Source organism: Halorubrum sp. DM2 (assembly GCF_901686465.1).
Classification (GTDB): domain Archaea; phylum Halobacteriota; class Halobacteria; order Halobacteriales; family Haloferacaceae; genus Halorubrum.
Genome location: NZ_LR594487.1, coordinates 1434499 through 1460519, shown reverse-complemented (window position 1 = coordinate 1460519; position 26021 = coordinate 1434499). Strand labels below are relative to the sequence as shown.

Sequence of the window (26021 nt, the reverse complement as noted above, 5' to 3'; positions counted from 1 at the left end):
GTTCATGACGGCCAGAAATTTACTATCCTCGTAGTGTTATTGTCACCCGAGAGCCACGCGAAGAGGGGATCAGCGGCCGTATTCTGGACTCTTCCCTGACGGCGCGGTCGACGTTCACCACCTTCCTTTTTGTGTCTGTATGCGTATGATTAAGCCGATGCTCCCACACGCCGCCGACTCCATCTCGCGCGACGGCAAGTCGCTCATCCTCGCGTACGACCACGGGCTCGAACACGGGCCAGTCGACTTCGAGCCGAACCCCGACACCGCCGACCCGGAACGGCTCTTCGAGCTCGCCACCCACGACGCGGTCACCGCGCTGGCCGTCCAGAAGGGAATCGCGGAGGCGTACTACCCCGACTACGAGAACGACGTGAACCTCTTGTTGAAGCTCAACGGCACCTCGAACCTCTGGATGGGCGAGCCGGACAGCCCCGTCAACTGCTCGGCCGAGTACGCCGCGGGGCTCGGTGCCGACGCGATCGGATTCACCCTCTACGGGGGATCGAACCACGAGGTCGAGATGGCCGAGGAGTTCCGGGAGGCTCAAGAATCGGCCCGCGAACACGAGATGGGCGTCGTCATGTGGTCGTACCCGCGCGGGCAGGGCGTCAAAAACGACACCAGTTCCGACACCATCTCGTACGCGGCTCGGCTCGGGCTGGAGCTCGGTGCCGACCTCGTGAAGGTGAAGTACCCCGGTTCCGCGGAGGCGATGGGCGAGGCGGTCCGCATGGCCGGGGCGACCGAGGTGGTGATGTCCGGCGGGACGATGCGCGACGACGCGGCGTTCCTCCGGAACGTCTCCGAGGCGATCGAGGCGGGCGCTCGCGGGCTCGCCGTCGGCCGCAACGTCTTCCAGCGCGACGACCCCGAGCGCATCCTCGACGCCCTCGAAGCGGTCGTCTTCGAGGAGGCGGACCCCGAGGCGGCGCTCGCCGCCGCCGGGAGCGCCGACTGATGGGCGACCCAGACGCCCCCCGCGCCGACGGTGGCGACCCCGACGGCGGCCCTGCCGGCGGCGACCCCGACCGCGACCCGACCGTCGCGGCCGTCTTCGACGCGGTCGCGGCCACCGCTCCCGAGATCCGCGCCGCGCTCCCGGGTCGCCGCGTCGAGAGCGGGACGGAGAACGCCTCCGGCGAGTCGGTGCTGGCCGGCGACCTGTACGCCGACGAGCTGCTCGGCGACGCGATCACCGCGATCGACGGCGTCGGCTCGTTCGTCAGCGAGGAGCGCGAGACCGCGGTCGACGCGGGTGGCCCGGTCGGCGGCGACGGGACTGGCGAGACCGCGGGCGGCCCGTACGCGGTCGCGATCGACCCCCTCGACGGCTCCTCGAACCTCCGGTCGAACAACGCGATGGGGACGGTCGTCGGGATCTACGACGCGCCGCTGCCCGCGACCGGCCGCGATTTGGTCGCCGCCGGCTACGTGCTGTACGGCCCGATCACGACGATGGTCGTCGCCGACGACGCGGGCGTCCGCGAGGAGGTGATCGAGCGCGACGGTGACGGCGGAATCGAGCGCTCGGTCGTCGAGGCCGACCTCTCGCTGCCGGACGACCCGCTCGTCTACGGGTTCGGCGGGCGCGTGCCGGACTGGCCCGACGCGTTCACCGCCTACGCCCGCGATATCGAGGACGAGCTGAAGCTCCGGTACGGCGGCGCGATGGTCGGCGACGTGAACCAAGTGCTCACGTACGGGGGGATCTTCGCGTACCCGGCGCTCGAAAGCGCGCCCGAGGGGAAACTCCGGCTCTCCTTCGAGGCGAATCCCATCGCCTACATCGTCGAGCGCGCCGGCGGGGCCGCGACCGACGGCGAGCGCGACATCCTCGACGTCGAACCGGATGGCGTCCACGACCGCGTGCCGCTGTACGTCGGCAACGAGGCGCTGGTCGAGCGGCTGAAGGCGGCGCTAGACTGACTGAGGGCTGACCGAGGACTGGCCCGGGAGCGGCCGCGGACCGACCGCGACCCCCCGAACCCGCATGGAAAACTGTTTAGGATCTACCGCAAATCTTGCGCCCATGAAAGTCCACGTCGGCGCGGCGGCGACGGCCGAGGAGGCCGAGGCGATCGCGAAGTCGCTCGCGGAACACCTCGGCGTCGACGTCGACGTCCACGTCGGCGACGAGGAGACGCCCGCCGCGAGCGCCGAAGCCCCGGAACCGAGCTACCCGCTCGACGACGACCTCGGTCCCACGGACCGCGAGCGCGACCTCCGGGCCGAGATCGACGACATCCTACGGGGCGGGCCGGAGAAGTACCGCGACCGGCTCTCGGAGCAGGGGAAGCTGTTCGTCCGCGACCGCCTCGACCTCTGGTTCGGCGGGGAAGAGGGGACCCGCGGGACCGGCGACGCGAGCGCGTCCGACGGCGGCCCGGCGGGCGTAAAATTCGAGGACGGGAAGTTCGCCGCGTTCGACGACTGGCACCCGAACGCGCCCGCCGACGAGGACGGGGAGGCGAACGAGCGGGGCGGCGACCGGCTTCCGGGCGACGGCCTGCTGACGGGCGCGGCCGAGTTCGAGGGGCGCGACGTCCACTTCATGGCCAACGACTTCACCGTGAAGGCGGGGTCGATGGCCGCGAAGGGCGTCGAGAAGTTCCTCCGGATGCAACAGCGCGCGCTGAAGACGGGCAACCCCGTCCTCTACCTGATGGACTCCTCCGGCGGGCGGATCGACCAGCAGACGGGCTTCTTCGCCAACCGCGAGGGGATCGGGAAGTACTACTACAACCACTCGATGCTGTCGGGCGCGGTGCCGCAGATCTGCGTCCTCTACGGGCCGTGTATCGCCGGGGCCGCGTACACGCCCGTCTTTGCCGACTTCACGGTGATGGTCGAAGGGATGTCAGCGATGGCGATCGCTTCCCCGCGGATGGTGAAGATGGTCACCGGCGAGGAGATCGAGATGGACGACCTGGGCGGCCCCCGCGTCCACGCCGAGGAGTCCGGCTCCGCCGACCTCGTCGCGCGCGACGAGGAACACGCCCGCGAGCTGGTCGCCGACCTGATCGGCTACCTCCCGGATCAGGCCGGCGAGAAGCCGCCGAAACGCGAGACGAAGCCGCCGAAGTTCTCGCCCGAGGGGATCGACGAGCTGATCCCCGAGTCGCCGAACCGCGCGTACGACGCCCACGACCTCCTCGACCGGATCGCCGACGCCGAGTCGGTGTTCGAGCTGAAGGAGGGGTACGGTCCGGAGATCGTCACCGCCTTCTGTCGGATCGACGGCCGCCCGGTCGGCGTCGTCGCCAACCAGCCGACGGAGCGGTCGGGGGCCATCTTCCCGGACGCCGCCGAGAAGGCCGCGGAGTTCATCTGGACCTGCGACGCCTACGAGATCCCCCTGTTGTACCTCTGTGACACGCCCGGCTTCATGGCCGGGTCGCAGGTCGAGAAGGACGCCATCTTAGAGAAGGGGAAGAAGATGATCTACGCCACCTCCTCGGCGACGGTGCCGAAACAGACGGTCGTCGTCCGGAAGGCGTACGGCGCGGGGATCTATGCGATGGGCGGGCCCGCCTACGACCCCGAGAGCGTCATCGGACTCCCCTCCGGCGAGATCGGCATCATGGGACCGGAGGCCGCGATCAACGCCGTCTACGCCCGGAAGCTCGCCGCGATCGACGACGAGGAGGAGCGCGCGGCCGAGGAGGAACGGCTGCGCGAGGAGTACCGCGAGGGGATCGACGTCCACCGGATGGCCAGCGAGGTCGTCATCGACGAGATCGTTCCCCCCTCCGACCTCCGCGCCGAGCTGGCCGCCCGGTTCGACTTCTACGAGGACGTTCGGAAGGACCTGCCGGACAAGAAACACGGCACCGTCCTCTGACTCCCGGCCTACAGCGACGCGGCCAGCTCGCCGCCGAGGAGTCCGAGGGCACCGCCGAACCCGAGCGCCACCGCGACGCCGACCGCCAGCAGCGCGCCGACGTACGCCGCGGACCCGACGAGCGACGCGGCGGCGAACCGCGGCCCGGAGACGGTCGAGGCGTTCGCGGTCGGGACGGCGAGCCACCCGCGCGTGCCGGGGACCGCGTTCGAGACCGCCACCGCCGGGAGGCCCCACCGGTCGAGCCAGCGGGCCGCGCCGTCGAGACGGCCCGCCCCGACCGGCACCACTCTGAACTCCGTGGGGTCCACGTCGAACCGCCGAACGGCGACGAAGACGGCCGACTGCCCGACCGTCGCGCCCGCCACCGCCGCGACGAACACCGGCAGGACCGCGACCGCCTCGACGCCCGCGGCGACCACCGCCGCGACGAACAGCGTCCGCGCCGGCAGCACCTTCCCCACGAGCGCGCCCTCCAGGGCGAACACGACGAAGATCGCGGCGGCCCCGTAGGTACCGACGAGGGCGAGCGCCGTCTCCGCGTGGGATCCAATCACGGTTCATCTCGGTGGCCTACGCGTAAAACACCCACCGAGACGGCCGGTAGCACGCATCACGCGTCCGATCTGTCCGAATCGGCCCTCTGTGCGGCGTCGGGGACGGGTATTTACCGCTCACGCACGCACCGGCTCGTATGATCGGCGTCGGCGACACGGCCCCCGACTTCATCGCTCCGGCGGTCTCGGGGGAGAGCGCCGTCGAACTGGAACTGCTCCGCCTCGTCGAGGCGCACGAGGCCGTCGTCCTCGCGTTCGCGCCCGCGACGTTCGTGCCGACCTGCACCGCCGGGCTCGCGGCGGTGCGGGACGCGGGCTGGGGCGACCGCGACGACCTCGCCGTCGTCGCGCTCACCGGCGACTCGCTGTACGCGGGGTTCGCGTACGCCGACCGGTTCGACCTCCCCTTCCCCGTCGTCTCCGACTTCCACGGGGGTGTCGCGGAGTCGTACGACCTGCTCGCGGCGTCGTGGGAGGGTCACTCGGATATCCCGCGCCGCGCGACGGTCGCCATCGACGGCGACTGGACCGTCAGGTTCGCCGAGGCGACGGCCGACGCGCTCGACCGCGCCGACCCCGCGCCCGTCGAGAACGCGACCGAGACGCTCCGCGAGATCGGTCTCGACGTCGACCGACCGCAGGTGGACTACGACGGGGCGTGGTGAGCGGCCGGCGTCGTCCCCGCACCGTCCCCGCCGTTGTCGAAGTTATTTGTCGCCGCCGCGCCGAGACCCGGACATGGACGCCGCCTTCGCGGAGTACCTCGACGAGTTCACGCGCCGGGACTGGGAGACGCTCGATCCCGACGCCGTCACCGACCCCGTCCGAGTCGCCGTCGTCGGCCTCGGCTGGTTCGCCCGCGAGTGGGCGCTGCCGGGGATCGACCGGTCGGCGTACACCGAGGCGACCGTCGTCACCGACATCGACGCCGACGCGGTCGAGGCGGTCGCCGCCGAGCGCGACGTGACCGGCGTCACGCCCGAGGAGTTCCGATCGGGCGCGGCCGCGGACGCGTACGACGCGGTGTACGTCGCGACCCCCAACGCGACCCACCTGCAGTACGTCGAAGCCGCCGCGGAACAGGGGAAGGCGGTCCTCTGCGAGAAGCCGCTGGAGGCGACGCCGGAGCGCGCGCGTCGGCTCGTCGCGGTGTGCCGAGACGCCGACGCCCCGCTGATGGTCGGCTACCGGATGCAGACCGACCCCGCCGTCCGGCGGCTCCGCGACCTGATCGACGCGGGCGTCGCCGGCGACGTGGTCCACGTCCACGCGACCATGTCGCAGACGATGCTCGGCGAACTCGGAAGCGACACGGACCAGTGGCGGCTCGACCCGGAGCTGTCGGGCGGCGGCGCGCTCATGGACCTGGGCGTCTACCCGCTCAACACGACCCGGTTCGCGCTCGGCGCGGACCCGGTCCGCGTGTCGGGACGGACCCGCTCGGAGCACGAGGCCTTCGCCGACGTCGACGAGCACGCCACGTTCCGACTGGAGTTCCCGGGCGGCGTCGACGCGCTGTGTACGGTGAGCCAGAACGCCCAGCACGCGAGCCGGCTGGAGGTCACGGGAACGGACGCCAGACTGATCTTGGACCCCGCCTTCTACGAGCGGGAGGACCGCGGGTTCGCCGTCGTCCGCGACGGCACGCGGGTCGACGTGGAGTTCGATCAGGTCCACCAGATCGAGGAAGAGTTCGCGTACTTCGGTCACCACCTACTGGCGGGCGAGCCGTTCCACCCGGACGGCGAACACGCCCTCGTCGACGTGCGCGCGCTCGACGGGATCTACGAGTCGGCCGAGACCGGGCGACCGGTCGCACTCGACGGCGACGCGGCGTAGGCCCGACTCACTGCTCGATCCCGTACACGTCGCTCGTCCAGTCGCGGGCCGGGGTGTCGTACACCGGCTCGTCGCGATCGCGCTCGTCGAGCCGCCGCCGGTCCGCCTCGTCTAACTCCCAGTCGAGGTCGGCGTTGGCCCGGACGTGGTCCGGCGTCGACGACCGCGGCAGCGGGACGACGCCCCTGTCGACCGCCCACCGGACGACGACCTGTGCGGGATGTTTGTCGTATTTTTCCGCCAGTTCGGCGACGACCTCGTCGCCGAACACGTCCGTCCGCGCGAGCGGCGCGGCCGCCTCGACGGCGGTGTCGGTCTCGCGGCAGTAGTCGACTAGGTCGGGGCGCTGGAACCACGGATGGAATTCGATCTGGTTGACCGCGATCGGCACGTCGGAAATGTGGTGCGCGCAGCTCAGCTGGTAGGCGCTGAAGTTCGAGACGCCGACGTCGCGGACGAGGCCGCGCTCGCGCAGCTCCGCCATCGCCCGAAGCGTCTCGCGCAGCGAGATCGCGGGGTTGGGCCAGTGGATCAGGTATAAGTCGAGGTAGTCGGTGCCGAGGCGGTCGAGCGACGCCTCGCAGGAGTCGATCACCGACTCGTAGTTGAGGTTCTTCGCGAGCACCTTCGAGGTGAGGAACACGTCGTCGCGGTCGTACTCCGCGAGGGCGTCGCCGATGACGGCCTCGTTGTGGTATCCCTCGGCGGTGTCGATGTGCGCGTAGCCGGCGTCGAGCGCCGCCCGGACGCTGTCGGCCGTCTCGTCGTCGTCGAGGTCGTACGTGCCCAGTCCGAGCGCCGGTAGCTCCGCGCCGCTCGGGAGCGTCTTGGTCGGAACGGTCATGCGATGGGCTTCGCCGGATCGCCGATTGAAAGTACCGGTCGGGGAACGGTAGTCCGACGACACATCGTGCGGTGGCGCGTGCCGACGAGCGCCGCCCTGCGGCGCGAGTCGCCCGCGCGAGGGAGTCGCTGGCTCCCGGAGCGCAGCGGAGGGTGCCAGCGACAGGGCGAGAGCGAAGCTCTCGCTTGAAACCGGACGTAGTCCGGTGGCGAGGCTGGGGAGGCGTGAGGTGCGGTGCTGCGAGAGAAAGCGGGGCTACGGGGGTACTCCGACCGAGACGAATTGCTCCCCGGTTCGACTCGTGTAGTTGGGAAACGCACCGGCCGAGACTCCCGTGAGCGCAGCGAACGGGAGTCAGGCCGGGGCACGACTGAAAGGAGTGCACCGGCCGAGATTTGAACTCAGAATCAGACGTGCTCGCTCGCGGCTCGCGGCTTCGCCGCTCGCCTGTCGAGGTGCTCGCTTCGCTCGCACCTCGCACCGCTCGCTGCGCGCGACTGATAGCGTTCAAATCACTCTCGGTGATTTCTCTCACTATGTTCGAGAAATGCACCGGCCGAGATTTGAACTCGGGTTGCAACCATGGCAAGGTTGCGTGATACCACTACACTACCGGTGCGTGCTTCGCATCAGATCGTAGCCGGAGTCTGAGATATAAGGGTTCCGAACGACGGTCGGCGGAAGGGTCATCGGTGCCGCGTCCCCACGTCCGTCCGTACCTCAACCCATGGCTCGCCTCCCCGACCGCGCCGACAGACGCAGCGTCCTCCGCGCCACCGCTGGCGTCACCGGTATCGCCGGTCTCTCCGCGCTCGCCGGCTGTCTCGGCGGTGCGGGCGACGGCAGCGACGGCGACGACACCGACGGAAACGGTGAGGACTCCCCGCCGGACGATGGCGCGGACGTGGACTACGCCGTCGAGACCGTCGCGGACGGGTTCGAGAACCCGTGGGGACTGACGTTCTTGCCCGACGACGGCCGCCTGCTCGTCACCGAGCGCCCGGGGCGGCTCTCACTCGTCGACCCCGCGGACGGGGCCGTCGCGGGGGTCGCGGGCGCGCCCGAGGTGTTCGCGGAGGGGCAGGGCGGCCTGCTCGACGTCGCGGTCCACCCCGACTACCCGGACGACTCCCGGATCTACCTCACCTACAGCGCGACGAGCGGGGACGAGCGCGGCGCGACGACGCACGTCGGTGCCGGGCGGCTCTCGCTCGACGGCGGCGGCGCGCCCGCGCTCGACGGCTTCGAGGCGATCCGCGTCGCCGAGCCGTTCCGCGAGGGCGCGAACCACTTCGGGTCGCGGGCGACGTTCGGTCCCGACGGTGCGCTGTTCGTCACCGTCGGCGACCGGCGCGACATGAACTTCGGCCCGGACCACGTCTCGCAGGACCGGTCGACGGAGCTCGGCGCGACGCTCAGACTGACGCCCGACGGCGACGCCCACCCGGAGAACCCCTTCGTCGACGATTCGGACGCGGCCGACGCGATCTACAGCTACGGCCATCGTAACCCGCAGGCGATGGCGGTGCGTCCCGAGACGGGCGCGATCTGGCAGTGCGAACACGGCGAGGAGGACGGCGACGAGATCAACGTCGTCGAGCGCGGCGGCAACTACGGCTGGCCGATAGCGACCGAGGCGTGCCGCTACGGGACCGACGATCCCCTCGCGCCACCCCACGACGACCGCGACGACGTGACCGGGCCGATTCACTACTGGCGCTGCGGCTCCGAGGGATTCCCGCCGAGCGGGGCCGTCTTCTACGACGGCGACGCGTTCCCCGAGTGGCGCGGCGACCTCTTCGCCGGCACGCTCGCGGCGCAGTACCTCGGGCGGTTCACGGTCGAGGGCGCGGGCGTCGAGGGGGCGTCGGCGACGGAGCGTGACCCGCTGCTCGACGGTCGGGAGTGGCGCATGCGCGCGATCGCGGTCGAACCGGCCACCGGTCACCTCTACGTCGCGGTCGACGCCGGCGACGCGCCGATCGCGCGGATCGTACCGGACTGAGGACCGTCGCCGCCTCGGCGTGAAGGTCAGTATCGTCCCGGCGTGAAGGCCGTCGCTGTCTCGGCGTGGCCCCAACCACCGCGGTGACAGTTCGCACGGTCTCGGGGTCGAAATCGACCGCCAGACCCCGTGTGAACGCGGCACAGCCGGAGATCGGGACCGCTATCCTTTTACGGTGCCGTCCGAAATCGAGGGGTACAGTCTCGCCACGATGCGTACCGAAGACGGGCTCACGATCTGTGTTCCGTCTTCGCTCGTCCGGGAAGCCGAGGACGACCGCGAGGCGACTCGCAAACTCGGCTACGTCGCCCGTGCGGCGGCGGTGTTCCGGGCGGATCGGCTCGTCGTCTTCCCCGACCGGGAAGGCGACGGTCGACGGGGCGGGGAGTACGTCCGCACCGTGCTGGGGTACGCCGCGACGCCCCCGGAGCTCCGAAAGGACCTCTGGGGCCAACGCGACGAACTCCGGTACGTCGGTGTACTCCCCCCGCTCCGCGTGCCGTGGCGGACCGGCTCGACCCCTAGCGGGGGAGAGTCGAAAACACAGGGACTCGTGACCGAGGTCGGACCTGAAGGCCGCGTCCGGGTCAATTCCCCGCTGCGGGAACACCCGATCTCCCTGCTCGTTCCCTCCGACATGGAGGTCGAGCAGGGGGAGCGCGTCACCATCAGGGTCTCTTCGAGAGAACCGGTCCGCGCCCGCATCGCCGGGAAGCCCGAGGAGGGTTTCCAGGTCGTGGCCGCGGACCTGTCGGAAGCGCTCGCCGGCGACGGACTGGCCGTCGCGACGTCGCGACACGGAGCAGAACTCTCCGTCTCGCGGCTCGGCGACCTCGTCTCGGACGCGCGGAAGGCCGGCGGGTACACCGTCGCCTTCGGCGCGCCCGAGCGGGGGCTTCCGGAGATGCTCGGGCTTTCGCCCGACCGCATTCGGGCGGCCGTCGCCGACGGCCGCTCGGTCGAACCCGATCCGGGGTTCGACCTCTGGCTGAACACGATCCCGGCACAGGCGAGCGAGGTCGTCCGGACGGAGGAGGCTCTGTTCGCGACCCTCGGCTCGCTCACACTCACGGAGTAAACACATGCCACAACCAAGCCGACCACGAAAAGGCTCGCTGGGCTACGGCCCGCGCACCCGCGCAGAGAGCGAGGTGCCGCGCATCCGTTCGTGGCCAGAAGACGATGGGGCCCCTGCGCTGCAGGGCTTCGCCGGCTACAAAGCCGGAATGACCCACGTCATGATGGTCAACGACGAGGCGAACTCGCCGCGTGAGGGAATGGAGGAAGCCGTTCCCGTCACCGTCGTCGAGACGCCGCAGATGTACGCCGTCGCCGTGCGCGCCTACGAAGAGACGCCGTACGGACAGAAGCCGGTCGCAGAGGTCTGGAGCGGCGAGTTCCACGAGGAGCTCGACCGCGCGCTCGACCTGCCGGCCGAAGACACCTTCGAGACCGACGCGGAGGAACTGCGCGCGCTGCTCGACGACGACGTCGTCGACGACGTGCGCGTCATCACCCACACCGCGCCCTCGGATCTCTCGAACGTACCCAAGAAGAAGCCCGACGTCATGGAGACGCGCGTCGGCGGCGGCTCCCTGGAGGAGCGCGCCGACTTCGCGCTTGATCTCGTTTCCGAGGGCGGTGCCCACGAGTTCGGCGACGTCTTCCGCGCGGGGCAGTACACCGACGTCTCCGGCATCACGAAGGGCAAAGGGACGCAGGGCCCCGTCAAGCGGTGGGGCGTTCAAAAGCGGAAGGGCAAACACGCCCGTCAGGGATGGCGGCGTCGGATCGGTAACCTCGGTCCGTGGAACCCCTCTCGCGTCCGCTCGACCGTGCCCCAGCAGGGCCAGACCGGCTACCATCAGCGCACCGAGCTCAACAAGCGCCTCATCGACTTCGGCGAGGGCGACGACGCCTCCGTCGACGGCGGCTTCGTCAACTACGGCGAGGTCGACGGCGAGTACGCGCTCATCAAGGGCTCGCTGCCGGGACCGGACCAGCGCCTGCTTCGCTTCCGCCCGGCCATCCGGCCGAACGACCAGCCGCGCCTCGACCCCGAGGTCCGGTACGTTTCAACCGAATCCAACCAGGGATAACCAATGAACGCAACAGTACACGACCTGGACGGCGACGAGGCGGGCAGCATCGATCTGCCGGCCGTCTTCGAGACCGCGTTCCGACCGGACCTCATCGGTCGCGCGGTCGGTGCCGCCCAGGCCAATCGAAAGCAGGCCTACGGGGCAGACGAGTTCGCCGGGCTGCGGACGCCCGCCGAGTCGTTCGGCTCCGGCCGCGGGCTCGCGCACGTGCCGCGTTCCGAGAACGTCGCCCGTCGCGTCCCGCATGCCGTGTCGGGCCGCGCCGCGCACCCGCCGAAGGCCGAGAAGGACCAGACGAAGAAACTGAACGACAAGGAGCGACAGCTCGCCATCCGGTCGGCCATCGCGGCCACCACCGACGCCGAGCTCGTCGCCGAGCGCGGCCACGCGTTCGACGAGGACCTCGACCTCCCGCTCGTCGTGAGCGACGAGTTCGAGGACCTCGAAAAGACGCAGGAGGCCCTGAGCGTGCTCGAAGCCGTCGGCGTCGACGCCGACATCGAGCGCTCCGAGGAGGGCCGCTCCGTCCGCGCCGGACAGGGGAAGGCCCGCGGCCGCAAGTACCGCCAGCCGAAGTCCGTCCTCGTCGTCACCAGTGAGGAGCCGTCCCGCGCCGCCCGCAACCTCGCGGGCGTCGACATCGCGACCGCGGGCGAGGTCAACGCGGAAGACCTCGCGCCGGGCGCGCATCCGGGCCGCCTCACGCTGTGGACCGAAAGCGCCGTCTCGGAGGTGGCCGACCGATGAACTCGATCATCGAGCACCCGATCGTCACCGAGCAGGCGATGAACGAGATGGACTTCAACAACAAGCTGCTGTTCCTCGTCGACGTGGACGCGACCAAACCGGAGATCAGCTCCGAGGTCGCGGACCGCTACGACGTGGGCGTCGTCGGCGTGAACACGCAGGTGACGCCGCAGGGCGAGAAGAAGGCGATCGTCACCCTCTCCGAGGACGACGACGCGACCGAAATCGCCTCGCGCATCGGGGTGTTCTAAGATGGGACGACGAATTCAAGGACAACGGCGCGGACGCGGCGGCCCGACGTTCCGGGCCCCCTCCCACCGTTACAAGGCGGAACTGTCGCACAAGAAGCTCGAAGACGTGGACACGATCACCGGCGAGATTGTCGGGATCGAACACGACCCCGCCCGCTCGGCTCCGCTCGCGGAGATCGAGTTCGAGGACGACGACCGTCGGCTCGTGCTTGCGCCGGAAGGCGTGCGCGTGGGCGAGACGATTCAGGTCGGCGTCTCGGCGGAGATCAAGCCGGGCAACACGCTCCCGCTGGCGGAGATCCCCGAGGGCGTGCCGGTCTGTAACGTCGAGAGCAACCGCGGGGACGGCGGGAAGTTCGCGCGCGCCTCCGGCGTGTCGGCGACGCTTCTCACCCACGACCGCGACGTCGCGGTCGTCGAGCTCCCCAGCGGCGAAGTGAAGCGACTCGACCCGCAGTGCCGCGCCACGATCGGCGTGGTCGCGGGCGGCGGCCGGACGGAGAAGCCCTTCGTCAAGGCCGGGAACAAACACCACAAGATGAAAGCGCGCGGCACCAAATACCCGCGCGTGCGCGGCGTCGCGATGAACGCCGTCGACCACCCCTTCGGTGGCGGTGGTCGCCAACACCCCGGACAGCCGAAGTCCGTCTCGCGGAACGCCCCGCCGGGACGCAAGGTCGGTGACATCGCATCCAAGCGCACCGGACGAGGTAGCAACAAATGAGTTCAGATTACCGAACCGGCCGCGAGGGCAAGGAGTTCGCCTACCGCGGTCACTCGCTCGACGAGCTGCAGGAGATGGACGTAGACGAGGTCGCGGAACTGCTCCCCGCACGCCAGCGGCGAAGCATCGTTCGCGGACTCGGCACCGAACAGCAGAAGCTGCTGGAGACGGTCCGGAGCCGCGACAAGGAGACGACGGCCGACGACCCGATCCGGACGCATCTGCGCGACATGCCGATCCTGCCGGAGTTCGTCGGCGTCACCTTCTCCGTGTACAACGGTCACAGCTTCGAGCGCGTTCAGGTCGAGCCCGAGATGATCGGGCACTACCTCGGTGAGTTCCACCTCACGCGAAGCACCGTCGAACACGGTCAGGCCGGCATCGGCGCGACCCGGTCCTCGAAGTTCGTGCCCCTCAAGTAACCCATGGGAATCAACTACAGCGTCGAGGCCGACCCGGAGACCACCGCCAAGGGGATGCTCCGCGACCGGCCCATCAGCGTGAAGGACAGCAAGGAGATCTCCCGAGAGATCAAAGGCGAGACGGTCGCCGACGCGGAGGAGTTCCTCCGGGAAGTCATCGACGAGGAGACCTCGGTGCCGATGCGCCAGCACAACGCCGGCGCGGGTCACCGCTCCGACATCGACGGCTGGGACGCGGGACGGTACCCCGAGAAGGCCGCGAAGGACTTCCTCAAGCTCTTGGAGAACGTCAGGAACAACGCCGACGAGCAGGGATTCGACGGCGAGGAGATGGTCATCAAACACGTCGCCCCGCACAAGGTCGGCGAACGACCCGGTCGGAACCCCCGCGCCGCGGGCGCGACGGAGTGGAACACCACGCTCGCCGACGTCGAACTGATCATCGAGGAGCCGGAGGCTGACAACTAATGGCTGACGAACACCAATTCATCGAGGACGGCCTGCGCCGTTCCCAGATCAACGAGTTCTTCGCGGACGAGCTCGGCCGCGCCGGCTACGGCGGGATGGACGTCGCCCAGACGCCGATGGGCACGCAGATCGTCTTAAAGGCCGAAAAGCCCGGCATGGTGATCGGAAAAGGCGGGAAGAACATCCGCAAGATCACCACCGAGCTGGAGGACCGCTTCGACATGGACGACCCGCAGATCGACGTTCAGGAGGTCGACGAGCCCGACCTGAACGCCCAGATCGTTGCGGACCGTCTCGCGAACGCCCTCGAACGCGGCTGGTACTTCCGGAAGGCCGGTCACACGACGATCGACCGGATCATGGACGCCGGCGCGTTAGGTGCCGAGATCGTCTTGTCCGGTAAGGTCACCGGGGCGCGCTCGCGCGTCGAGAAGTTCAACCGCGGCTACATCAAGCACAACGGCGAGCCCGCGGAGGAGGTCGTCGACCACGGCCAAGGCGTCGCCGTCATGAAGCTCGGCACGATCGGCGTCAACGTGAAGATCATCCCGCCGGGCGCGACGCTGCCCGACGACTTCGAGGTCCGCGAGGACGCCGAGGTCCCGGAGGTCGAGCAGGCCGCGGCCGCGGGCGACGACGAGGGCGTCGAGGCGCTCTTGGAAGAAGAGCCCGAGGAGGTCCCGGACGTCGGGGCCGGCGACGACGTCGATGTCCCCGACGAGGACCCCGCAGAGGCTATCGACGAGGAGGTCGTCGAGGAGGTCGTCGAGGAGACGCAGGACACGGCCAGCGAGGCCACCGACGTCGCCGCGGAGGAACCGGTCACCGACGAGGACGTCGAGGCCGACGAACTCGACGAGCTCGACGAAGAGATCGAGTCCGAGGCGGCCGACCTCGTCGCCGAGATGGAGGCGGCCGACGAGGAAGACGAGGAGGACGAGTAAGATGGCGATCCTCTACACAGACGAGATCCGCGACATGACCGCGGCGGAGCGGGAGGTCGAACTCGAGGAGCTCGAGACCGAGCTGCTCAACTCGAAGGCGCAGCGGGCGGCCGGCGGCATGCCGGAGAGCCCGGGCCGCGTCAACGAGCTGAAGAAGACCATCGCGCGGATCAAGACGATCCAGACGGAAGAAGGCGACTTCGACGAGGACGAACAGTAAGATGATCTCCCCCGACAACCTCGTTAGGCACGAACTCGTCGGCCTCCCGGTTCGGGTGGTCGACGCCGACAGCGACGCCCACGCCGGCGTCGTCGGTCGCGTGCTCGACGAGACGTTCGGCACCCTCGTGGTCCGAACGGCGTCGGGGGACAAGCGCGTGCCCAAGTCGGGCGCGACGTTCGAGTTCGGCGTCGTCGAGACGCCGACCGCTCGCACAGATGAAGCCGCCGGCGACGCGCAGTCGCCGGGGTCCGCGTCCCAACTCGGGTCGGATACTACGGGGGTCCGCCCCCGTCAGTCTGGCCCGTCCGGGTCCACAAGCGCCGTCGACGGTGACGGTGCGGGTCCGGCGAGCCGACGAGGCGAGTGCAAAGATGCGGTCTACGCGACGGTGGATGGCGATCGGTTGCGATATCGACCCGCCGAACGCACCGAACGAGGTGCCACACAATGGCGATAGGAATCGACGTACCCACGCCTCCGGAGCCAGACAACCCGGAGGATTACGACTACGAGAAGTGCCCGTTCTACGGGCAGCTCTCCGTCCGCGGCCAGACCCGCGAGGGAACGGTCGTGTCGACGGACATGGCAAAGACCGTCATCGTCGAGCGAGAGTACGACGTGTTCGTGCCGAAATACGATCGGTACATGAAGCGTCGCTCGCGCATCCCGGCCCACGTGCCGGGCGTGCTCGACTCGCTCGAAGTCGGTGACGAAGTGACAATCGCGGAGACGCGACCGCTCTCGAAGACGAAGTCCCACGTCGTCGTCGAGATCCTGTCGGGTGATCAGTGATGGAGGCGCTCAAGGCCGATGTCACGCAGGGGCTCTCGAAGGGCTCGCTCATCACGTGCGCCGACAACACCGGCGCTCGTGAGCTGAAGGTCATCTCCGTGTCGGGCTACTCCGGCACGAAGAACCGTCACCCGAAGGCAGGAATCGGCGACAAGGTGACCGTCTCGGTCACGAAAGGGACCCCGGAGATGCGGCGGCAGGTGCTGGAGGCGGTCGTCGTCCGCCAGCGCAAGCCGATCCGCCGTCCGGACGGCACGCGCGTGAAGTTCGAGGACAACGCGGCCGTCATCATCGACGACCTCGAGGAGCCGCGGGGCACGGAGATCAAAGGCCCCGTCGCCCGCGAGGTCGCCGAACGGTTCGGGAGCATCGCCTCGACCGCGACGATGATCGTCTAACTATGACGAAACAGCCACGCAAACAACGAAAACGGTCGGAGACCGCGCCGCTCCACGAGCGGCAGAACCAGGTCCGGGCCACCCTCACCGCCGATCTCCGCGAGGAGTATGGACAGCGGAACGTCCGCGTCAACGCCGGCGACACCGTCGAGGTGCTTCGCGGCGACGCGGCCGGGACGGAGGCGGAGGTCGTCTCCGTCGACCTGTCCGCCGAGCGGATCACGGTCGAGGACGTCACCGTCGAGAAGGCGGACGGGGAGGAGGTTCCCCGCCCCATCCCGGCGAGTAACGTCCGGGTGACCGAACTGGACCTCGAAGACGAGCGCCGCGAGGCGCGGCTCCAGGAGGACAACGAATGACGCGACACCAGAAGCGACTGTCAGTACCGAACTCCTGGCCGGTCGAGCGCAAGACGGACACGTTCACGGTGAAGGCGGGCGCGGGCCCGCACGGCGAGGCGGGCGTTCCGCTCGTCGTCCTGCTTCGGGACGTGCTCGGCTACGTCGACTCGACGAAGGAGGCGCGCTACGCGCTGAACAACGACTCGATCCTCGTCAACGGGGACGCCATCTCGGACGAACAGCGTCCGATCGGGATGTTCGACATCCTGGCGTTCCCCGAGCGCGGGGAGTACTTCCGCGTCTTCCCCGACGAGGGCGGTCGGCTCGCGCTGACTCCCGTCGACGAGGAGGCCGCGGGCAGCCGGCTCGGGAAGATCACGAACAAGACCGTCGTCCCCGGCGGGGTCGTCCAGCTGACGCTCCACGACGGGACGAACGTCCGCGTCGACGACGACGCGGACTACGAGACGAACGACTCGATCGTCGTCGACAACGAGACGAAGGAGATCGTCGCCCACTTCGAGTACGAGGAGGGTGCACTCGTGACCGCCGTCGCCGGCCAGCACGCCGGTCAGATCGGCGAGATCGACGACATCGACGTGACTCTCGGGTCCGGAGACAACACCGTCACCGTCGCCAGCGAGGACGGCGGCTACGAGACGGTCGAGGAGTACGTCGTCGTCATCGACGAGAACTTCACGGACGACGAGGAGGCGGGTGATTCGGATGAGTGAAGCCGACAGCGCCGCCAACGAGATGCGCGAGCCGTACCTCGAGAAGGTCGTCGTCCACATGGGCGTCGGGCAGGGCGGTGAACCCCTCGCCGACGCCGAGGAGATCATCGAGGAGATCACGGGCCAGCAGTCGGTCCGGACCACCTCGAAGCGCACCATCGCCGAGTTCGGGATCCGCAAGGGCGACCCGATCGGCGTCAAGGTGACGCTGCGGGGCGAGGACGCGCACGCGTTCCTCGAAACCGCGCTGGAGCTGGTCGAAATCGGCCGGAGCCAGTTCGACGACACGGGCAACCTCAGCTTCGGGGTCGAGGACCACACCGACTTCCCGAGCCAGGAGTACGATCCCAACACCGGGATCTACGGTCTCGACGTGACGACGACGATCGTCCGTCCCGGCTACCGCGTCTCGAAGCGCGACAAGGCGACGGGGACAATCCCCGCCCGCCACCGGATGACAGCCGAGGACGCGGCCGCGTTCCTCGAAACGAACTTCAACGTCGAGGTAACCGAATGAGCGAAGCGAACAACGACACGGGCGAGCACGCCGCGAAGCGCACCGACTCCCGGCACACGTGCCGGCGGTGCGACCGCGAGCAGGGACTCGTCGGCAAGTACGATATCAACCTCTGCCGGCAGTGTTTCCGCGAGGTCGCCCGAGACATGGGATTCGAGAAGTACAGCTGATCATGACGGGAAACGATCCATTCACCAACGCGCTCGCCGGCATGGACAACGCCGAGAGCGTTGGCCATCTGTCGTACACGGTAGAGCCCGCTTCGAACACCATCGGCTCCGTCCTCGAGGTCCTCTACGACCGCGGGTACGTCGACGGCTTCGAGTACGTCGACGACGGGAAGGCCGGGAAGTTCGAGGTCGAACTGAAAGGCGCGATCAACGAGTGTGGCGCAGTCAAGCCCCGCTACTCGGCGGGCGCTGACGAGTTCGAGAAGTGGGAGAAGCGGTACCTCCCCGCCCGTGACTACGGGACGCTCATCGTCACGACGAGCCACGGCGTCATGAGCCACTACGAGGCCCGCGAACAGGGCATCGGTGGCCAAGTGATCGCATACGTCTACTAACAATGAACAGAGTCGAAATCGAGATTCCGGACGACGTCTCCGCCGAGACCGACCACCTCGAACTCACCGTCGAGGGTCCCAACGGGAGCGTCACGCGACGCCTCTGGTACCCCGACGTCGACGTGTCGGTCGAGGACGGCGCGGTGGTCATCACCGCCGACAACGAGGACGCGAAGACCAACGCGACGGTCGGCACCTTCGAGAGCCACGTCGCCAACATGATCCACGGCGTCACCGAGGGATGGGAGTACGCGATGGAAGTGTACTACGCTCACTTCCCGATGCAGGTGACCGTGGAGGGCGACGAGGTCGTCATCGAGAACTTCCTCGGAGAGAGCGCCGCGCGGCGCACCCCGATTCGCGGAGACACTGAGGTACAGGTCGACGGCGAGACGGTCACGCTGACGGGCTCCGACAAGGAGGCCGTCGGGCAGACCGCCGCCGACATCGAACAGCTGACGAAGGTGACCGACAAGGACACGCGCGTCTTCCAGGACGGCGTGTACATCGTCGAGAAGCCCACCGGAGGTGCCTAACCAATGGCAGACGAACTGGAAGACATCAGCGGTGTCGGTCCCTCGAAGGCGGACGCCCTTCGTGAGGCCGGCTACGAGACGGTCGAAGACGTGAAGGCCGCCTCCCAGTCGGAGCTCTCCGAGGTCGACGGCGTCGGCAACGCGCTCGCAGCGCGTATCAAGGCCGACGTCGGCGGGCTGGAGGTCGACGAGGAGGCGGACGCGGAGATCGAAGACGAGACGGACGAGGAGGAGGCGGTCGAGGAGACCGACGAGTCCGAGACCGTCGAGACGGAGCTTCGGCCCCGCGGTCACGCCGACAAGACGCCGGAACTGGACGACGAGACCGCTCGCGCGCTCGCACAGAAGCACCGCGAGGGGAAACCGCAGTTCAACCGGCAGGACTACCACAAGAAAAAGCGGATCCCGACATCGTGGCGCAAGCCGCGCGGCGGGCTCTCCAAACAGCGCCGTCGGATGAAATCGAAGGGACCGGTCGTCGAGGCCGGCTTCCGTTCGCCGACGGCGTCCCGCGACCTACACCCGAGCGGCTTCGAGGAGGTCCGTGTCCACAACACGGACGACCTCGAAGGCGTCGACGGCGACACGCAGGCGGTGCGGATCGCCTCGAAGGTCGGCGGTCGCAAGCGCGAACTGATCGAAGACGAGGCGGAGGAGCGCGAGATCCGCGTGCTGAACCCGACCTACGTCGAAGTGGAGGTCGACGATGAGTGACCTGAAAGCCCAGAAACGGCTCGCAGCGGACGAGCTGGACGTCGGCAAGGGCCGCGTCTGGCTCGACCCCGAGGCACAGGAGGAGATCGCGGACGCGATCACCCGCGAGGACGTCCGCGAGCTCATCGAACAGGGAACGATCCGCGCGAAGGACGCGAAGACGAACTCGCGCGGTCGCGCCCGTGAGCGCTCCGACAAGCGCTCCTACGGGCACCAGTCGGGTGCCGGTACCCGGAAGGGGAAGTCCGGCGCGCGGCAGAACACGAAAGACGACTGGAAGGCGCGGATCCGCGCACAGCGGGCGCGCCTGAAGGAGCTTCGCGACGAGGAAGACGTGCTCGACGCCTCCGAGTACCGCACGCTGTACAACAAGGCGAGCGGCGGAGACTTCGAGGACGTCGCCCGTCTCGAGGCGTACATTCGGACGCAGTTCGGTTACGAGGTGACGGACTAATGGCGACAGGACCACGATACAAGGTGCCGATGCGCCGCCGCCGCGAGGTCCGGACGGATTACCATCAGAGGTTGCGCCTGCTGAAATCGGGCAAGCCTCGCCTGGTCGCCCGGGTGAGCAACGCTCACGTCAGGGCGCAGCTGGTGACTCCCGGACCTGACGGCGACGAGACCCACGCGGCCGCCTCCAGCGAGGAGCTCGGCGAGTACGGCTGGGACGCCCCCACGGGCAACCTCCCCAGTGCGTACCTCACCGGCTTCCTCGCGGGCGCTCGCGCCGTCGACGCCGGCCTCGACGAGGCCGTCCTCGACATTGGGCTCAACACGGCGACGCCCGGCAACAAGACGTTCGCGGTACAGGAAGGAGCGATTGACGCGGGCCTTGAGGTCCCGCACAACGACGACGTGCTGGCCGACTGGTCGCGCACGCGCGGCGAACACATCGCCGACTACGCCGAGCAGCTCGACGAGCCGCTGTACAGCGGCGAGTTCGACGCCAGCGAGCTACCCGAGCACTTCGACGACGTGCTCGCGACAATCCAGGAGGACCATGAGTAGACACAACGACGGCTGGGAACCGCGGACGCGACTCGGCCGCAAGGTACAGGACGGCGAGGTCACGTCGATGGAACAGGCGCTCGAATCCGGACTCCCGCTGAAGGAGGCCGAGATCGTCGATCAGCTCCTCCCGGGGCTGGAAGACGAGGTGCTGGACATCAACATGGTCCAGCGCATGACCGACTCGGGCCGCCGCGTGAAGTTCCGCTGCGTGGTCGCCGTGGGCAACCGCGACGGCTACCTCGGCTACGCGCAGGCCCGCGACGATCAGGTCGGCGGCGCGATCCAGAAGGCGATCGACGTCGCGAAGCTGAACATCATCTCCGTCGACCGCGGCTCCGGGTCCTGGGAGGACCAGCCCGGTGGCACCAACTCCCTCACCCGAACGGCGAAGGGGAAGGCCGGCTCCGTTACGGTCGAAATCAAGCCCGCCCCGCAGGGGCTGGGTCTCGCGGCCGCGGAGACGGTCCGCAACATCTTGGAGCTCGCCGGCGTCGAGGACGCCTGGACCAGCTCCGACGGCAACACGCGCACGACGGTGAACCTCGCGAAGGCGACGTTCAACGCCTTGGAGAACGCGGCGCAGTCCCGCACTCCGCAGCACGCGCGCGAAGTCCACTACGACGAGGTGAGCGAGTGATGCAGGCGATCGTTCAGCTCCGCGGCGACGTCAACCTCGAGTACGGCGTCGAGGACACGCTCGATATGCTGAACATCGGGCGCGTCAACCACGCGACGTTCGTCCCCGAGACGGACTCGTACCGCGGCATGATCACGAAGGTCAACGACGTCGTCGCGTTCGGGGAACCGAGCGTCGAGACCGTCGCGCGCACGATCGCGCTGCGGGGCGAGCCGCTCGAAGGCTCCGCCGACGTCGACGACGAGTGGATCGACGACAACACCGACTACGCCGACCTCGAAGCGCTGGCCGAGGCGCTCGTCGACGAGGAGACGACCCTGCGCGAGCAGGGGCTCTCGCCGACGCTGCGGCTCCACGCGCCCCGCGGTGGTCACGAGGGGATCAAACACCCCGTGATCGAGGGCGGCGAACTCGGGAAACACACCACCGAGGAGATCGACGGTCTCCTGGAGGCGATGCGATGACGAGCAAGAAACGACGACAGCGCGGCTCGCGCACGCACGGCGGCGGCACGCACAAGAACCGGCGCGGTGCCGGTCACCGCGGCGGCCGCGGCGCGGCCGGTCGCGCGAAACACGAGTACCACAACTACGGCCCGCTCGGCAAGCACGGGTTCAAGCGTCCCGAGGACGCCAAGACGGAGGTCCTCGAAGTGAAGGTCCAGAAGCTCGACGAGGACGCGGCGCTGTACGCCGCTGAGGACCTCGCCGAGGAGGACGGCGACGCGTACGTCTTCGACGCGCGCGACGTCGTCGAGGACGGCCACGAGGCGGACGTCGTGAAGGTACTCGGTGGCGGACAGGTTCGGCGGGAACTTCGCGTCACGGCGGACGCGTTCACCGCCGGCGCGGTCGAGCTCATCGAGGAAGCCGGCGGCGAGGCGACGCTCTCCGAGCGCGCCGAAGACGCCGCTGACGAACCGGAAAACACTTCCGACGACGAGAACGACGAGGCGTAACATGAGCTGGAAGGAGGCCGCCGAACCGGTGCTCTCGCGGATGCCCGTCGTCGAGCGGCCCGCGGGGCACGTCCCGTTCAAACGGAAGCTCACGTGGACGGCCGGAATTCTGATCGTCTACTTCTTCCTGACCAACATCAACCCGTTCGGGTTGGCGGTCGGGCAGGGGTCTGACTTCTTCGGGCAGTTCCGGTCGGTGCTCGCCGGCTCGTCCGGCTCGCTGTTACAGGTCGGTATCGGACCGATCGTCACGGCGTCCATCGTCCTCCAGCTGTTGGGCGGTGCGAATCTCCTCGGACTCGACACGGAGAACGATCCGCGTGACCAGGTCCTCTATCAGGGCCTCCAGAAGCTGCTCGTGGTCATCGTCACCGCCCTCACGGCGGCACCGATGGTGTTCACCGGGTCCTTCCTTCCGGCCGACGACGCGGTCGGGAGCGCGCTCGGCATCGGTACGTTCGGCGTCCAGATGCTGATCTTCGCGCAGATCTTCGTCGGCGGCGTCCTCATCCTGTTCATGGACGAGATCGTGAGCAAGTGGGGGGTCGGCTCCGGCGTCGGGCTGTTCATCATCGCGTCGGTGAGCCAGCAGATCGTCGGCGGTTTCTTCAGCTTCTCCGCGCTCGGCGCGTCCGGCTTCTTCGCGAACTGGTACGGCGTGATATTCGGCGACGTGCCGGTGTCGATGTCGCCGTTCACGGCCGAAGGGCTCCAGAATCTCCTGTTCGATCCCGGGAACATTCTGGCGCTTTTCACCACGGTGTTCATCTTCGGGATCGTCGTGTACGCGGAGTCGGTCCGCGTCGAGATCCCGCTGTCACACGCCCGCGTGAAAGGGGCTCGCGGACGCTTCCCGGTGAAGCTCATCTACGCGTCCGTCCTGCCGATGATCCTCGTTCGCGCGCTGCAGGCGAACATCCAGTTCCTCGGCCAGCTCCTCTCCTCGCAGTGGGCGGGGATGCCGGGGTGGCTCGGCACGTACACCGACGCGGGACAGCCCATCTCCGGGCTGTTCTACTATCTGAACCCCATTCAGGCGCGGACCCAGTGGATGTGGTTCCTCGGCGAACTCGAGGCGGCGTCCATCGAGCCGTGGATGATCGGGATCCGGCTCGCCGTCGACCTGACGTTCATGATCGTCGGCGGTGCCATCTTCGCGATCTTCTGGGTCGAGACGACCGGGATGGGACCGGAGGCGACGGCGAAACAGATCCAGAACTCCGGGATGCAGATCCCCGGGTTCCGCCGGAACCCGCAGGTCGTCGAGAAGGTCATGGAGCGGTACATCCCGCAGGTGACCGTCATCGGCGGTGCCCTCGTCGGGCTGCTCGCCGTGATGGCGAACCTGCTCGGCACCATCGGTCAGGTCTCCGGAACCGGGCTGCTGCTGGCGGTCTCTATCACGTACAAGCTGTACGAGGAGATCGCCGAAGAGCAGCTGATGGAGATGCACCCGATGATGCGCCAGATGTTCGGGAACGAGTAGCGGATATCCGCGGAACCGCATTTTTCACGCGTCGCACGACGGCCCAGCGATGCGTCCGTGATCCGTCGCGGTTCCGACATCCCAACGGGGTGCCCCGTCGGTCTCGCGACCCGGTTCGTCCGACCTCGAGTCTGCCCGTTTATTGCCCTAGGCGGTCAATCGTGGACCATGGCAGACACGATCGTCGTTCCGCTCGAACTGCCGGATCCCGAGCCTCTGTCGCCGGTGTTGATCGAGGACCTCTCGTCGCTTTCGGTCGTGGTCCTCGGCCACTACGATCTCCCGGAACAGACGCCGGTCAGGTCGGCGCGCGAACAGTTCGGTGAGGCGGCGCAGGCGACGCTCGACGCGGTCGCCGAACGGTTCGTGGACGCGGGAGCGTCCGTTCGAACGCGGTTGGTGTTCGGGAAGGACCGCGCGGCCGCGATCCGGCAGGTAGCGGCCGAAGAGGGCTGTGCCGCCGAACTCGACCCCGCCCCGACGGAGGGGATCGCCCGGATCCTCGTGCCGCTCCCGGACGTCGCCGAGTTCGATCGACTCCCGCGGTTCATTCGAGTTCTGAGCGAGGACTCCATCCAAGAGATCACGCTGTTCCACGTCGTGGAGGGGGCGGAACGCCGCGAGCGGGGTGAGACGGTCGTCTCGGAGACGCGAGAGCGACTGATCGAAGACGGGTTCGACGCCGGATCGCTCGACACGCTGGTCGTCGAGGGCGACGGACACGACGAGGAGATCCTCCGAATCGCGGCCGAATACGACGCGGTCGTGATGTACGAGCCGGAGTCCACGCTGAGCGACCGCGTCTTCGGGACGCTGGCGGACCGGATCGCCGACGAGACCGGCGATCCGGTGATACTCGTTAATAGGGACTACTGAGTCCGGTTCGCACGCCGTTGCCCGGTTCTCAGTCCGTCTACTCCGGCTCCGTCGGAGCGGACTCGTCGTCTTCTTCATCGCGACGATCGCTGAGGATCGTCCCGATCGCTCCCGTCCTGTTGGTCCGGCTGCGACCGTACACGAAGTACGTCAGCGCGCTCGCCGTGATGATCCCGATCGCTCCGAGGATCGGCAGCCCCCCCATCTGCGTGAGTAGCCCGATTCCGGCGAGAAAGCCGAACGCCTGTACGAACGGGTAGCCCGGGGCCCGAAACTCGGGTTGGTACGACGGCACGTCGGCCTCCCGGAACGCGACCAGCGCGAGGTTGATGATCGAGAAGACGAGTATCTGGAACGCGCTCGCCAGCTTTGCCAGTTCGATCACCGGCACGAACGCGATGAGCAGCAGCAACACGACTCCCGTGAGCAGGACGGAGTTCCGGGGCGTCTTGAACCGCTCGTCGATGGTCCGTAACGCCGGCGGCAGGAGGTCGTCCCGACTCATCGCGAGCGGGAACCGCGACGAGGAGAGCACGCCGGCGTTCGCCATGCTCGTCAGCGCGACGACGGCGATCACGGAAACGAACACGACCCCCGCACCGCCGAACAGTTCGCTCGCACCGTCCGCCATCGGCGTGAGGGAGGCCGTGCCGTCCGGCCCACCCGTGTTCAGCACGTCGGGGTCGCTCAGTCCGACGACCGCGCCGACGACCGCGACGTACAGGACCGTCATGATCCCCATCGAACCGAGTATCGCGCGGGGGAGGTTCCTCCCGGGGTCTTTCACCTCCTCCGCCACGCTTGCGACCTTCGTGACGCCGGCGTAGGAGACGAAGACGAAGGCGGCGGCGGTGACGACCCCGAGGTTCCCCTCTGTCGCGAAGGGCGTGTACCGGCCGGCGTCGGCGACGAACCCCGCGTTGAGGACGTACGCGAGGAGCCCGGCGACGACGAGCGAAACGATGACCGCTTGGATCTGCCCGCTCATCTTGGTCCCCGAGACGTTCAACGCGACGACGAGAACGCCGAGCGCTAGCGCGACGTACACCACTGCGCCCTGCGAGAGCGGCGCGAAGAGCAGCAGGTACGCCCCGAGACCGACGAGCGCGAACGAGCTCTTGAAAACGAGCGAGAACCACGCGCCGATCCCGGCGATCGTGCCGAAAAACGGACCGAGCGCCCGGTCGATGTAGAGGTATGTTCCCCCGGACTCGGGCATCGCCGTCGCCATCTCGGCCTTCGACAGTGCGGCCGGCAACACGACGAGTGCGGCCAACACGTACGCGAGGATCACCGCCGGCCCCGCCTTCTTGTATCCCAGCGCCGGGAGGACAAATATTCCGCTCCCGATCATCGCGCCCATACTGATCATCATTGTCGGGTACAACCTGAGGCTCCGATCGAGGTCGTGGTGCCCCATGCGCGTATCCGTTAGTACCCGTTCTCGCGGTTTATCACCGTCGAAACCCAAAAATAAGCGCCT

35 protein-coding genes and 1 tRNA gene are annotated in these 26021 nt (G+C 68.4%); 32 read left to right on the top strand and 4 right to left on the bottom strand.

The window, feature by feature from the left end:
• The first annotated feature begins 157 nt into the window (after window positions 1-157).
• From QOL69_RS07490 to QOL69_RS07480, 3 genes are all read left to right on the top strand, one after another.
• Window positions 158-961 carry a class I fructose-bisphosphate aldolase gene (locus QOL69_RS07490; protein WP_283402683.1) on the top strand — a complete coding sequence of 268 codons (804 nt, stop codon included), beginning with the start codon at window positions 158-160 and terminating at the stop codon, window positions 959-961.
• A complete protein-coding gene (locus QOL69_RS07485) occupies window positions 961-1929 on the top strand; it encodes a class 1 fructose-bisphosphatase (RefSeq protein ID WP_283402682.1) in 969 nt (322 codons plus the stop codon). The genes QOL69_RS07490 and QOL69_RS07485 overlap by 1 nt, the downstream gene beginning before the upstream one ends.
• A 103-nt stretch (window positions 1930-2032) precedes the next feature.
• Window positions 2033-3844 (top strand): acyl-CoA carboxylase subunit beta, encoded by a 1812-nt coding sequence (locus QOL69_RS07480; RefSeq protein WP_283402681.1) that lies wholly within the window; start codon window positions 2033-2035, stop codon window positions 3842-3844.
• A gap of 8 nt (window positions 3845-3852) precedes the next feature.
• Here the strand turns inward: QOL69_RS07480 and QOL69_RS07475 are convergent, their stop codons facing one another.
• Window positions 3853-4401 carry a DedA family protein gene (locus QOL69_RS07475; RefSeq protein WP_283402680.1) on the bottom strand — a complete coding sequence of 183 codons (549 nt, stop codon included), beginning with the start codon at window positions 4399-4401 and terminating at the stop codon, window positions 3853-3855.
• Between the two features lie 137 nt (window positions 4402-4538).
• On the opposite strand from QOL69_RS07475, the gene QOL69_RS07470 reads away from it, so the two are divergent.
• Window positions 4539-5066, top strand: coding sequence for a redoxin domain-containing protein (locus QOL69_RS07470; protein ID WP_283402679.1), 528 nt, complete (start codon window positions 4539-4541; stop codon window positions 5064-5066).
• A gap of 73 nt (window positions 5067-5139) precedes the next feature.
• Complete coding sequence (gfo6, locus tag QOL69_RS07465) at window positions 5140-6240, top strand: D-xylose 1-dehydrogenase Gfo6 (protein ID WP_283402678.1); 1101 nt, start codon at window positions 5140-5142, stop codon at window positions 6238-6240.
• A 7-nt stretch (window positions 6241-6247) separates the two neighbouring features.
• Here gfo6 and QOL69_RS07460 read toward each other — a convergent pair whose 3' ends face one another.
• A complete protein-coding gene (locus QOL69_RS07460) occupies window positions 6248-7084 on the bottom strand; it encodes an aldo/keto reductase (protein WP_283402677.1) in 837 nt (278 codons plus the stop codon).
• 548 nt (window positions 7085-7632) lie between these two features.
• Window positions 7633-7703: transfer RNA gene (locus QOL69_RS07455), tRNA-Gly, on the bottom strand.
• A gap of 108 nt (window positions 7704-7811) precedes the next feature.
• Between QOL69_RS07455 and QOL69_RS07450 the strand changes: the two genes are divergently transcribed.
• The 27 genes from QOL69_RS07450 to QOL69_RS07320 all read left to right on the top strand — a co-directional run bounded on the left by QOL69_RS07450 (window position 7812) and on the right by QOL69_RS07320 (window position 24538).
• Complete coding sequence (locus QOL69_RS07450) at window positions 7812-9089, top strand: PQQ-dependent sugar dehydrogenase (protein ID WP_283402676.1); 1278 nt, start codon at window positions 7812-7814, stop codon at window positions 9087-9089.
• Window positions 9090-9300: 211 nt separating this feature from the next.
• Window positions 9301-10167 carry a putative RNA uridine N3 methyltransferase gene (locus QOL69_RS07445; RefSeq protein WP_048078492.1) on the top strand — a complete coding sequence of 289 codons (867 nt, stop codon included), beginning with the start codon at window positions 9301-9303 and terminating at the stop codon, window positions 10165-10167.
• A gap of 4 nt (window positions 10168-10171) precedes the next feature.
• A complete protein-coding gene (locus QOL69_RS07440; protein WP_048078490.1) occupies window positions 10172-11188 on the top strand; it encodes a 50S ribosomal protein L3 in 1017 nt (338 codons plus the stop codon).
• Window positions 11189-11191: 3 nt separating this feature from the next.
• On the top strand, window positions 11192-11938 hold the full coding sequence (gene rpl4p / locus QOL69_RS07435; protein WP_283402675.1) for a 50S ribosomal protein L4: 747 nt from the start codon (window positions 11192-11194) through the stop codon (window positions 11936-11938).
• Window positions 11935-12189, top strand: coding sequence for a 50S ribosomal protein L23 (locus tag QOL69_RS07430; RefSeq protein ID WP_048078239.1), 255 nt, complete (start codon window positions 11935-11937; stop codon window positions 12187-12189). Before rpl4p ends, QOL69_RS07430 begins: the two co-directional genes overlap by 4 nt.
• Before the next feature lies 1 nt (window position 12190).
• Window positions 12191-12913, top strand: a complete 723-nt coding sequence (locus QOL69_RS07425) for a 50S ribosomal protein L2 (protein ID WP_283402674.1) — start codon at window positions 12191-12193, stop codon at window positions 12911-12913.
• On the top strand, window positions 12910-13335 hold the full coding sequence (locus tag QOL69_RS07420) for a 30S ribosomal protein S19 (RefSeq protein ID WP_048078237.1): 426 nt from the start codon (window positions 12910-12912) through the stop codon (window positions 13333-13335). The genes QOL69_RS07425 and QOL69_RS07420 overlap by 4 nt, the downstream gene beginning before the upstream one ends.
• A 3-nt stretch (window positions 13336-13338) precedes the next feature.
• Window positions 13339-13803 (top strand): 50S ribosomal protein L22, encoded by a 465-nt coding sequence (locus QOL69_RS07415; protein WP_283402673.1) that lies wholly within the window; start codon window positions 13339-13341, stop codon window positions 13801-13803.
• Complete coding sequence (locus QOL69_RS07410; RefSeq protein WP_283402672.1) at window positions 13803-14747, top strand: 30S ribosomal protein S3; 945 nt, start codon at window positions 13803-13805, stop codon at window positions 14745-14747. The genes QOL69_RS07415 and QOL69_RS07410 overlap by 1 nt, the downstream gene beginning before the upstream one ends.
• Before the next feature lies 1 nt (window position 14748).
• Window positions 14749-14967, top strand: a complete 219-nt coding sequence (gene rpmC / locus QOL69_RS07405; protein ID WP_048078233.1) for a 50S ribosomal protein L29 — start codon at window positions 14749-14751, stop codon at window positions 14965-14967.
• A 1-nt stretch (window position 14968) separates the two neighbouring features.
• Entirely contained in the window at window positions 14969-15427 is a 459-nt protein-coding gene (locus QOL69_RS07400; protein ID WP_283402671.1) for a ribonuclease P protein component 1, read from the top strand.
• Entirely contained in the window at window positions 15418-15762 is a 345-nt protein-coding gene (locus QOL69_RS07395; protein ID WP_048078231.1) for a 30S ribosomal protein S17, read from the top strand. The genes QOL69_RS07400 and QOL69_RS07395 overlap by 10 nt, the downstream gene beginning before the upstream one ends.
• Window positions 15762-16160 (top strand): 50S ribosomal protein L14, encoded by a 399-nt coding sequence (locus QOL69_RS07390; protein ID WP_004597429.1) that lies wholly within the window; start codon window positions 15762-15764, stop codon window positions 16158-16160. The genes QOL69_RS07395 and QOL69_RS07390 overlap by 1 nt, the downstream gene beginning before the upstream one ends.
• Before the next feature lie 2 nt (window positions 16161-16162).
• Window positions 16163-16519: a 50S ribosomal protein L24 gene (gene rplX, locus QOL69_RS07385; protein ID WP_008584888.1), complete on the top strand. Its 357-nt coding sequence runs from the start codon at window positions 16163-16165 to the stop codon at window positions 16517-16519.
• On the top strand, window positions 16516-17235 hold the full coding sequence (locus QOL69_RS07380; RefSeq protein ID WP_048078230.1) for a 30S ribosomal protein S4e: 720 nt from the start codon (window positions 16516-16518) through the stop codon (window positions 17233-17235). The genes rplX and QOL69_RS07380 overlap by 4 nt, the downstream gene beginning before the upstream one ends.
• A complete protein-coding gene (locus QOL69_RS07375) occupies window positions 17228-17752 on the top strand; it encodes a 50S ribosomal protein L5 (RefSeq protein WP_048078229.1) in 525 nt (174 codons plus the stop codon). The genes QOL69_RS07380 and QOL69_RS07375 overlap by 8 nt, the downstream gene beginning before the upstream one ends.
• Window positions 17749-17922, top strand: coding sequence for a 30S ribosomal protein S14 (locus QOL69_RS07370; RefSeq protein ID WP_004597423.1), 174 nt, complete (start codon window positions 17749-17751; stop codon window positions 17920-17922). The genes QOL69_RS07375 and QOL69_RS07370 overlap by 4 nt, the downstream gene beginning before the upstream one ends.
• A 2-nt stretch (window positions 17923-17924) precedes the next feature.
• A complete protein-coding gene (locus QOL69_RS07365) occupies window positions 17925-18317 on the top strand; it encodes a 30S ribosomal protein S8 (RefSeq protein ID WP_048078228.1) in 393 nt (130 codons plus the stop codon).
• 2 nt (window positions 18318-18319) lie between these two features.
• A complete protein-coding gene (locus QOL69_RS07360) occupies window positions 18320-18853 on the top strand; it encodes a 50S ribosomal protein L6 (protein ID WP_048078227.1) in 534 nt (177 codons plus the stop codon).
• A gap of 3 nt (window positions 18854-18856) precedes the next feature.
• The gene (locus QOL69_RS07355; RefSeq protein WP_048078226.1) at window positions 18857-19567 is read left to right on the top strand and encodes a 50S ribosomal protein L32e; all 711 of its coding nucleotides are present in this window, start codon (window positions 18857-18859) and stop codon (window positions 19565-19567) included.
• Entirely contained in the window at window positions 19560-20021 is a 462-nt protein-coding gene (locus QOL69_RS07350) for a 50S ribosomal protein L19e (RefSeq protein ID WP_048078225.1), read from the top strand. Before QOL69_RS07355 ends, QOL69_RS07350 begins: the two co-directional genes overlap by 8 nt.
• Entirely contained in the window at window positions 20021-20578 is a 558-nt protein-coding gene (locus QOL69_RS07345) for a 50S ribosomal protein L18 (RefSeq protein WP_283402670.1), read from the top strand. Before QOL69_RS07350 ends, QOL69_RS07345 begins: the two co-directional genes overlap by 1 nt.
• The gene (locus QOL69_RS07340; protein ID WP_048078223.1) at window positions 20571-21218 is read left to right on the top strand and encodes a 30S ribosomal protein S5; all 648 of its coding nucleotides are present in this window, start codon (window positions 20571-20573) and stop codon (window positions 21216-21218) included. The genes QOL69_RS07345 and QOL69_RS07340 overlap by 8 nt, the downstream gene beginning before the upstream one ends.
• Window positions 21218-21682 (top strand): 50S ribosomal protein L30, encoded by a 465-nt coding sequence (locus tag QOL69_RS07335; RefSeq protein WP_283402669.1) that lies wholly within the window; start codon window positions 21218-21220, stop codon window positions 21680-21682. The genes QOL69_RS07340 and QOL69_RS07335 overlap by 1 nt, the downstream gene beginning before the upstream one ends.
• The gene (locus QOL69_RS07330) at window positions 21679-22176 is read left to right on the top strand and encodes an uL15m family ribosomal protein (protein WP_283402668.1); all 498 of its coding nucleotides are present in this window, start codon (window positions 21679-21681) and stop codon (window positions 22174-22176) included. The genes QOL69_RS07335 and QOL69_RS07330 overlap by 4 nt, the downstream gene beginning before the upstream one ends.
• A gap of 1 nt (window position 22177) precedes the next feature.
• Complete coding sequence (gene secY / locus QOL69_RS07325) at window positions 22178-23662, top strand: preprotein translocase subunit SecY (RefSeq protein WP_283402667.1); 1485 nt, start codon at window positions 22178-22180, stop codon at window positions 23660-23662.
• Between the two features lie 168 nt (window positions 23663-23830).
• The gene (locus QOL69_RS07320; protein ID WP_283402666.1) at window positions 23831-24538 is read left to right on the top strand and encodes a putative universal stress family protein; all 708 of its coding nucleotides are present in this window, start codon (window positions 23831-23833) and stop codon (window positions 24536-24538) included.
• Between the two features lie 37 nt (window positions 24539-24575).
• On the opposite strand, the gene QOL69_RS07315 is transcribed toward QOL69_RS07320, so the two are convergent.
• Window positions 24576-25958, bottom strand: coding sequence for an APC family permease (locus tag QOL69_RS07315; protein WP_283402665.1), 1383 nt, complete (start codon window positions 25956-25958; stop codon window positions 24576-24578).
• Between the last annotated feature and the right edge of the window lie 63 nt (window positions 25959-26021).

What these genes read in the sequence shown, in the direction of transcription:
- QOL69_RS07350 (WP_048078225.1), top strand. Translation starts at nt 19,560, where the DNA reads ATGAGTGACCTGAAAGCCCAGAAACGGCTCGCAGCGGACGAGCTGGAC.
- QOL69_RS07355 (WP_048078226.1), top strand. Translation starts at nt 18,857, where the DNA reads ATGGCAGACGAACTGGAAGACATCAGCGGTGTCGGTCCCTCGAAGGCG.
- QOL69_RS07470 (WP_283402679.1), top strand. Translation starts at nt 4,539, where the DNA reads ATGATCGGCGTCGGCGACACGGCCCCCGACTTCATCGCTCCGGCGGTC.
- QOL69_RS07410 (WP_283402672.1), top strand. Translation starts at nt 13,803, where the DNA reads ATGGCTGACGAACACCAATTCATCGAGGACGGCCTGCGCCGTTCCCAG.
- QOL69_RS07420 (WP_048078237.1), top strand. Translation starts at nt 12,910, where the DNA reads ATGAGTTCAGATTACCGAACCGGCCGCGAGGGCAAGGAGTTCGCCTAC.
- QOL69_RS07380 (WP_048078230.1), top strand. Translation starts at nt 16,516, where the DNA reads ATGACGCGACACCAGAAGCGACTGTCAGTACCGAACTCCTGGCCGGTC.
- QOL69_RS07340 (WP_048078223.1), top strand. Translation starts at nt 20,571, where the DNA reads ATGAGTAGACACAACGACGGCTGGGAACCGCGGACGCGACTCGGCCGC.
- QOL69_RS07375 (WP_048078229.1), top strand. Translation starts at nt 17,228, where the DNA reads ATGAGTGAAGCCGACAGCGCCGCCAACGAGATGCGCGAGCCGTACCTC.
- QOL69_RS07345 (WP_283402670.1), top strand. Translation starts at nt 20,021, where the DNA reads ATGGCGACAGGACCACGATACAAGGTGCCGATGCGCCGCCGCCGCGAG.
- gfo6 (WP_283402678.1), top strand. Translation starts at nt 5,140, where the DNA reads ATGGACGCCGCCTTCGCGGAGTACCTCGACGAGTTCACGCGCCGGGAC.
- QOL69_RS07395 (WP_048078231.1), top strand. Translation starts at nt 15,418, where the DNA reads ATGGCGATAGGAATCGACGTACCCACGCCTCCGGAGCCAGACAACCCG.
- QOL69_RS07445 (WP_048078492.1), top strand. Translation starts at nt 9,301, where the DNA reads ATGCGTACCGAAGACGGGCTCACGATCTGTGTTCCGTCTTCGCTCGTC.
- rplX (WP_008584888.1), top strand. Translation starts at nt 16,163, where the DNA reads ATGACGAAACAGCCACGCAAACAACGAAAACGGTCGGAGACCGCGCCG.
- QOL69_RS07415 (WP_283402673.1), top strand. Translation starts at nt 13,339, where the DNA reads ATGGGAATCAACTACAGCGTCGAGGCCGACCCGGAGACCACCGCCAAG.
- QOL69_RS07425 (WP_283402674.1), top strand. Translation starts at nt 12,191, where the DNA reads ATGGGACGACGAATTCAAGGACAACGGCGCGGACGCGGCGGCCCGACG.
- QOL69_RS07370 (WP_004597423.1), top strand. Translation starts at nt 17,749, where the DNA reads ATGAGCGAAGCGAACAACGACACGGGCGAGCACGCCGCGAAGCGCACC.
- secY (WP_283402667.1), top strand. Translation starts at nt 22,178, where the DNA reads ATGAGCTGGAAGGAGGCCGCCGAACCGGTGCTCTCGCGGATGCCCGTC.
- QOL69_RS07330 (WP_283402668.1), top strand. Translation starts at nt 21,679, where the DNA reads ATGACGAGCAAGAAACGACGACAGCGCGGCTCGCGCACGCACGGCGGC.
- QOL69_RS07485 (WP_283402682.1), top strand. Translation starts at nt 961, where the DNA reads ATGGGCGACCCAGACGCCCCCCGCGCCGACGGTGGCGACCCCGACGGC.
- QOL69_RS07430 (WP_048078239.1), top strand. Translation starts at nt 11,935, where the DNA reads ATGAACTCGATCATCGAGCACCCGATCGTCACCGAGCAGGCGATGAAC.
- QOL69_RS07320 (WP_283402666.1), top strand. Translation starts at nt 23,831, where the DNA reads ATGGCAGACACGATCGTCGTTCCGCTCGAACTGCCGGATCCCGAGCCT.
- QOL69_RS07490 (WP_283402683.1), top strand. Translation starts at nt 158, where the DNA reads ATGCTCCCACACGCCGCCGACTCCATCTCGCGCGACGGCAAGTCGCTC.
- QOL69_RS07365 (WP_048078228.1), top strand. Translation starts at nt 17,925, where the DNA reads ATGACGGGAAACGATCCATTCACCAACGCGCTCGCCGGCATGGACAAC.
- QOL69_RS07480 (WP_283402681.1), top strand. Translation starts at nt 2,033, where the DNA reads ATGAAAGTCCACGTCGGCGCGGCGGCGACGGCCGAGGAGGCCGAGGCG.
- rpl4p (WP_283402675.1), top strand. Translation starts at nt 11,192, where the DNA reads ATGAACGCAACAGTACACGACCTGGACGGCGACGAGGCGGGCAGCATC.
- QOL69_RS07360 (WP_048078227.1), top strand. Translation starts at nt 18,320, where the DNA reads ATGAACAGAGTCGAAATCGAGATTCCGGACGACGTCTCCGCCGAGACC.
- QOL69_RS07390 (WP_004597429.1), top strand. Translation starts at nt 15,762, where the DNA reads ATGGAGGCGCTCAAGGCCGATGTCACGCAGGGGCTCTCGAAGGGCTCG.
- QOL69_RS07450 (WP_283402676.1), top strand. Translation starts at nt 7,812, where the DNA reads ATGGCTCGCCTCCCCGACCGCGCCGACAGACGCAGCGTCCTCCGCGCC.
- QOL69_RS07400 (WP_283402671.1), top strand. Translation starts at nt 14,969, where the DNA reads ATGATCTCCCCCGACAACCTCGTTAGGCACGAACTCGTCGGCCTCCCG.
- QOL69_RS07335 (WP_283402669.1), top strand. Translation starts at nt 21,218, where the DNA reads ATGCAGGCGATCGTTCAGCTCCGCGGCGACGTCAACCTCGAGTACGGC.
- QOL69_RS07460 (WP_283402677.1), bottom strand. Translation starts at nt 7,084, where the DNA reads ATGACCGTTCCGACCAAGACGCTCCCGAGCGGCGCGGAGCTACCGGCG.
- rpmC (WP_048078233.1), top strand. Translation starts at nt 14,749, where the DNA reads ATGGCGATCCTCTACACAGACGAGATCCGCGACATGACCGCGGCGGAG.
- QOL69_RS07315 (WP_283402665.1), bottom strand. Translation starts at nt 25,958, where the DNA reads ATGGGGCACCACGACCTCGATCGGAGCCTCAGGTTGTACCCGACAATG.
- QOL69_RS07440 (WP_048078490.1), top strand. Translation starts at nt 10,172, where the DNA reads ATGCCACAACCAAGCCGACCACGAAAAGGCTCGCTGGGCTACGGCCCG.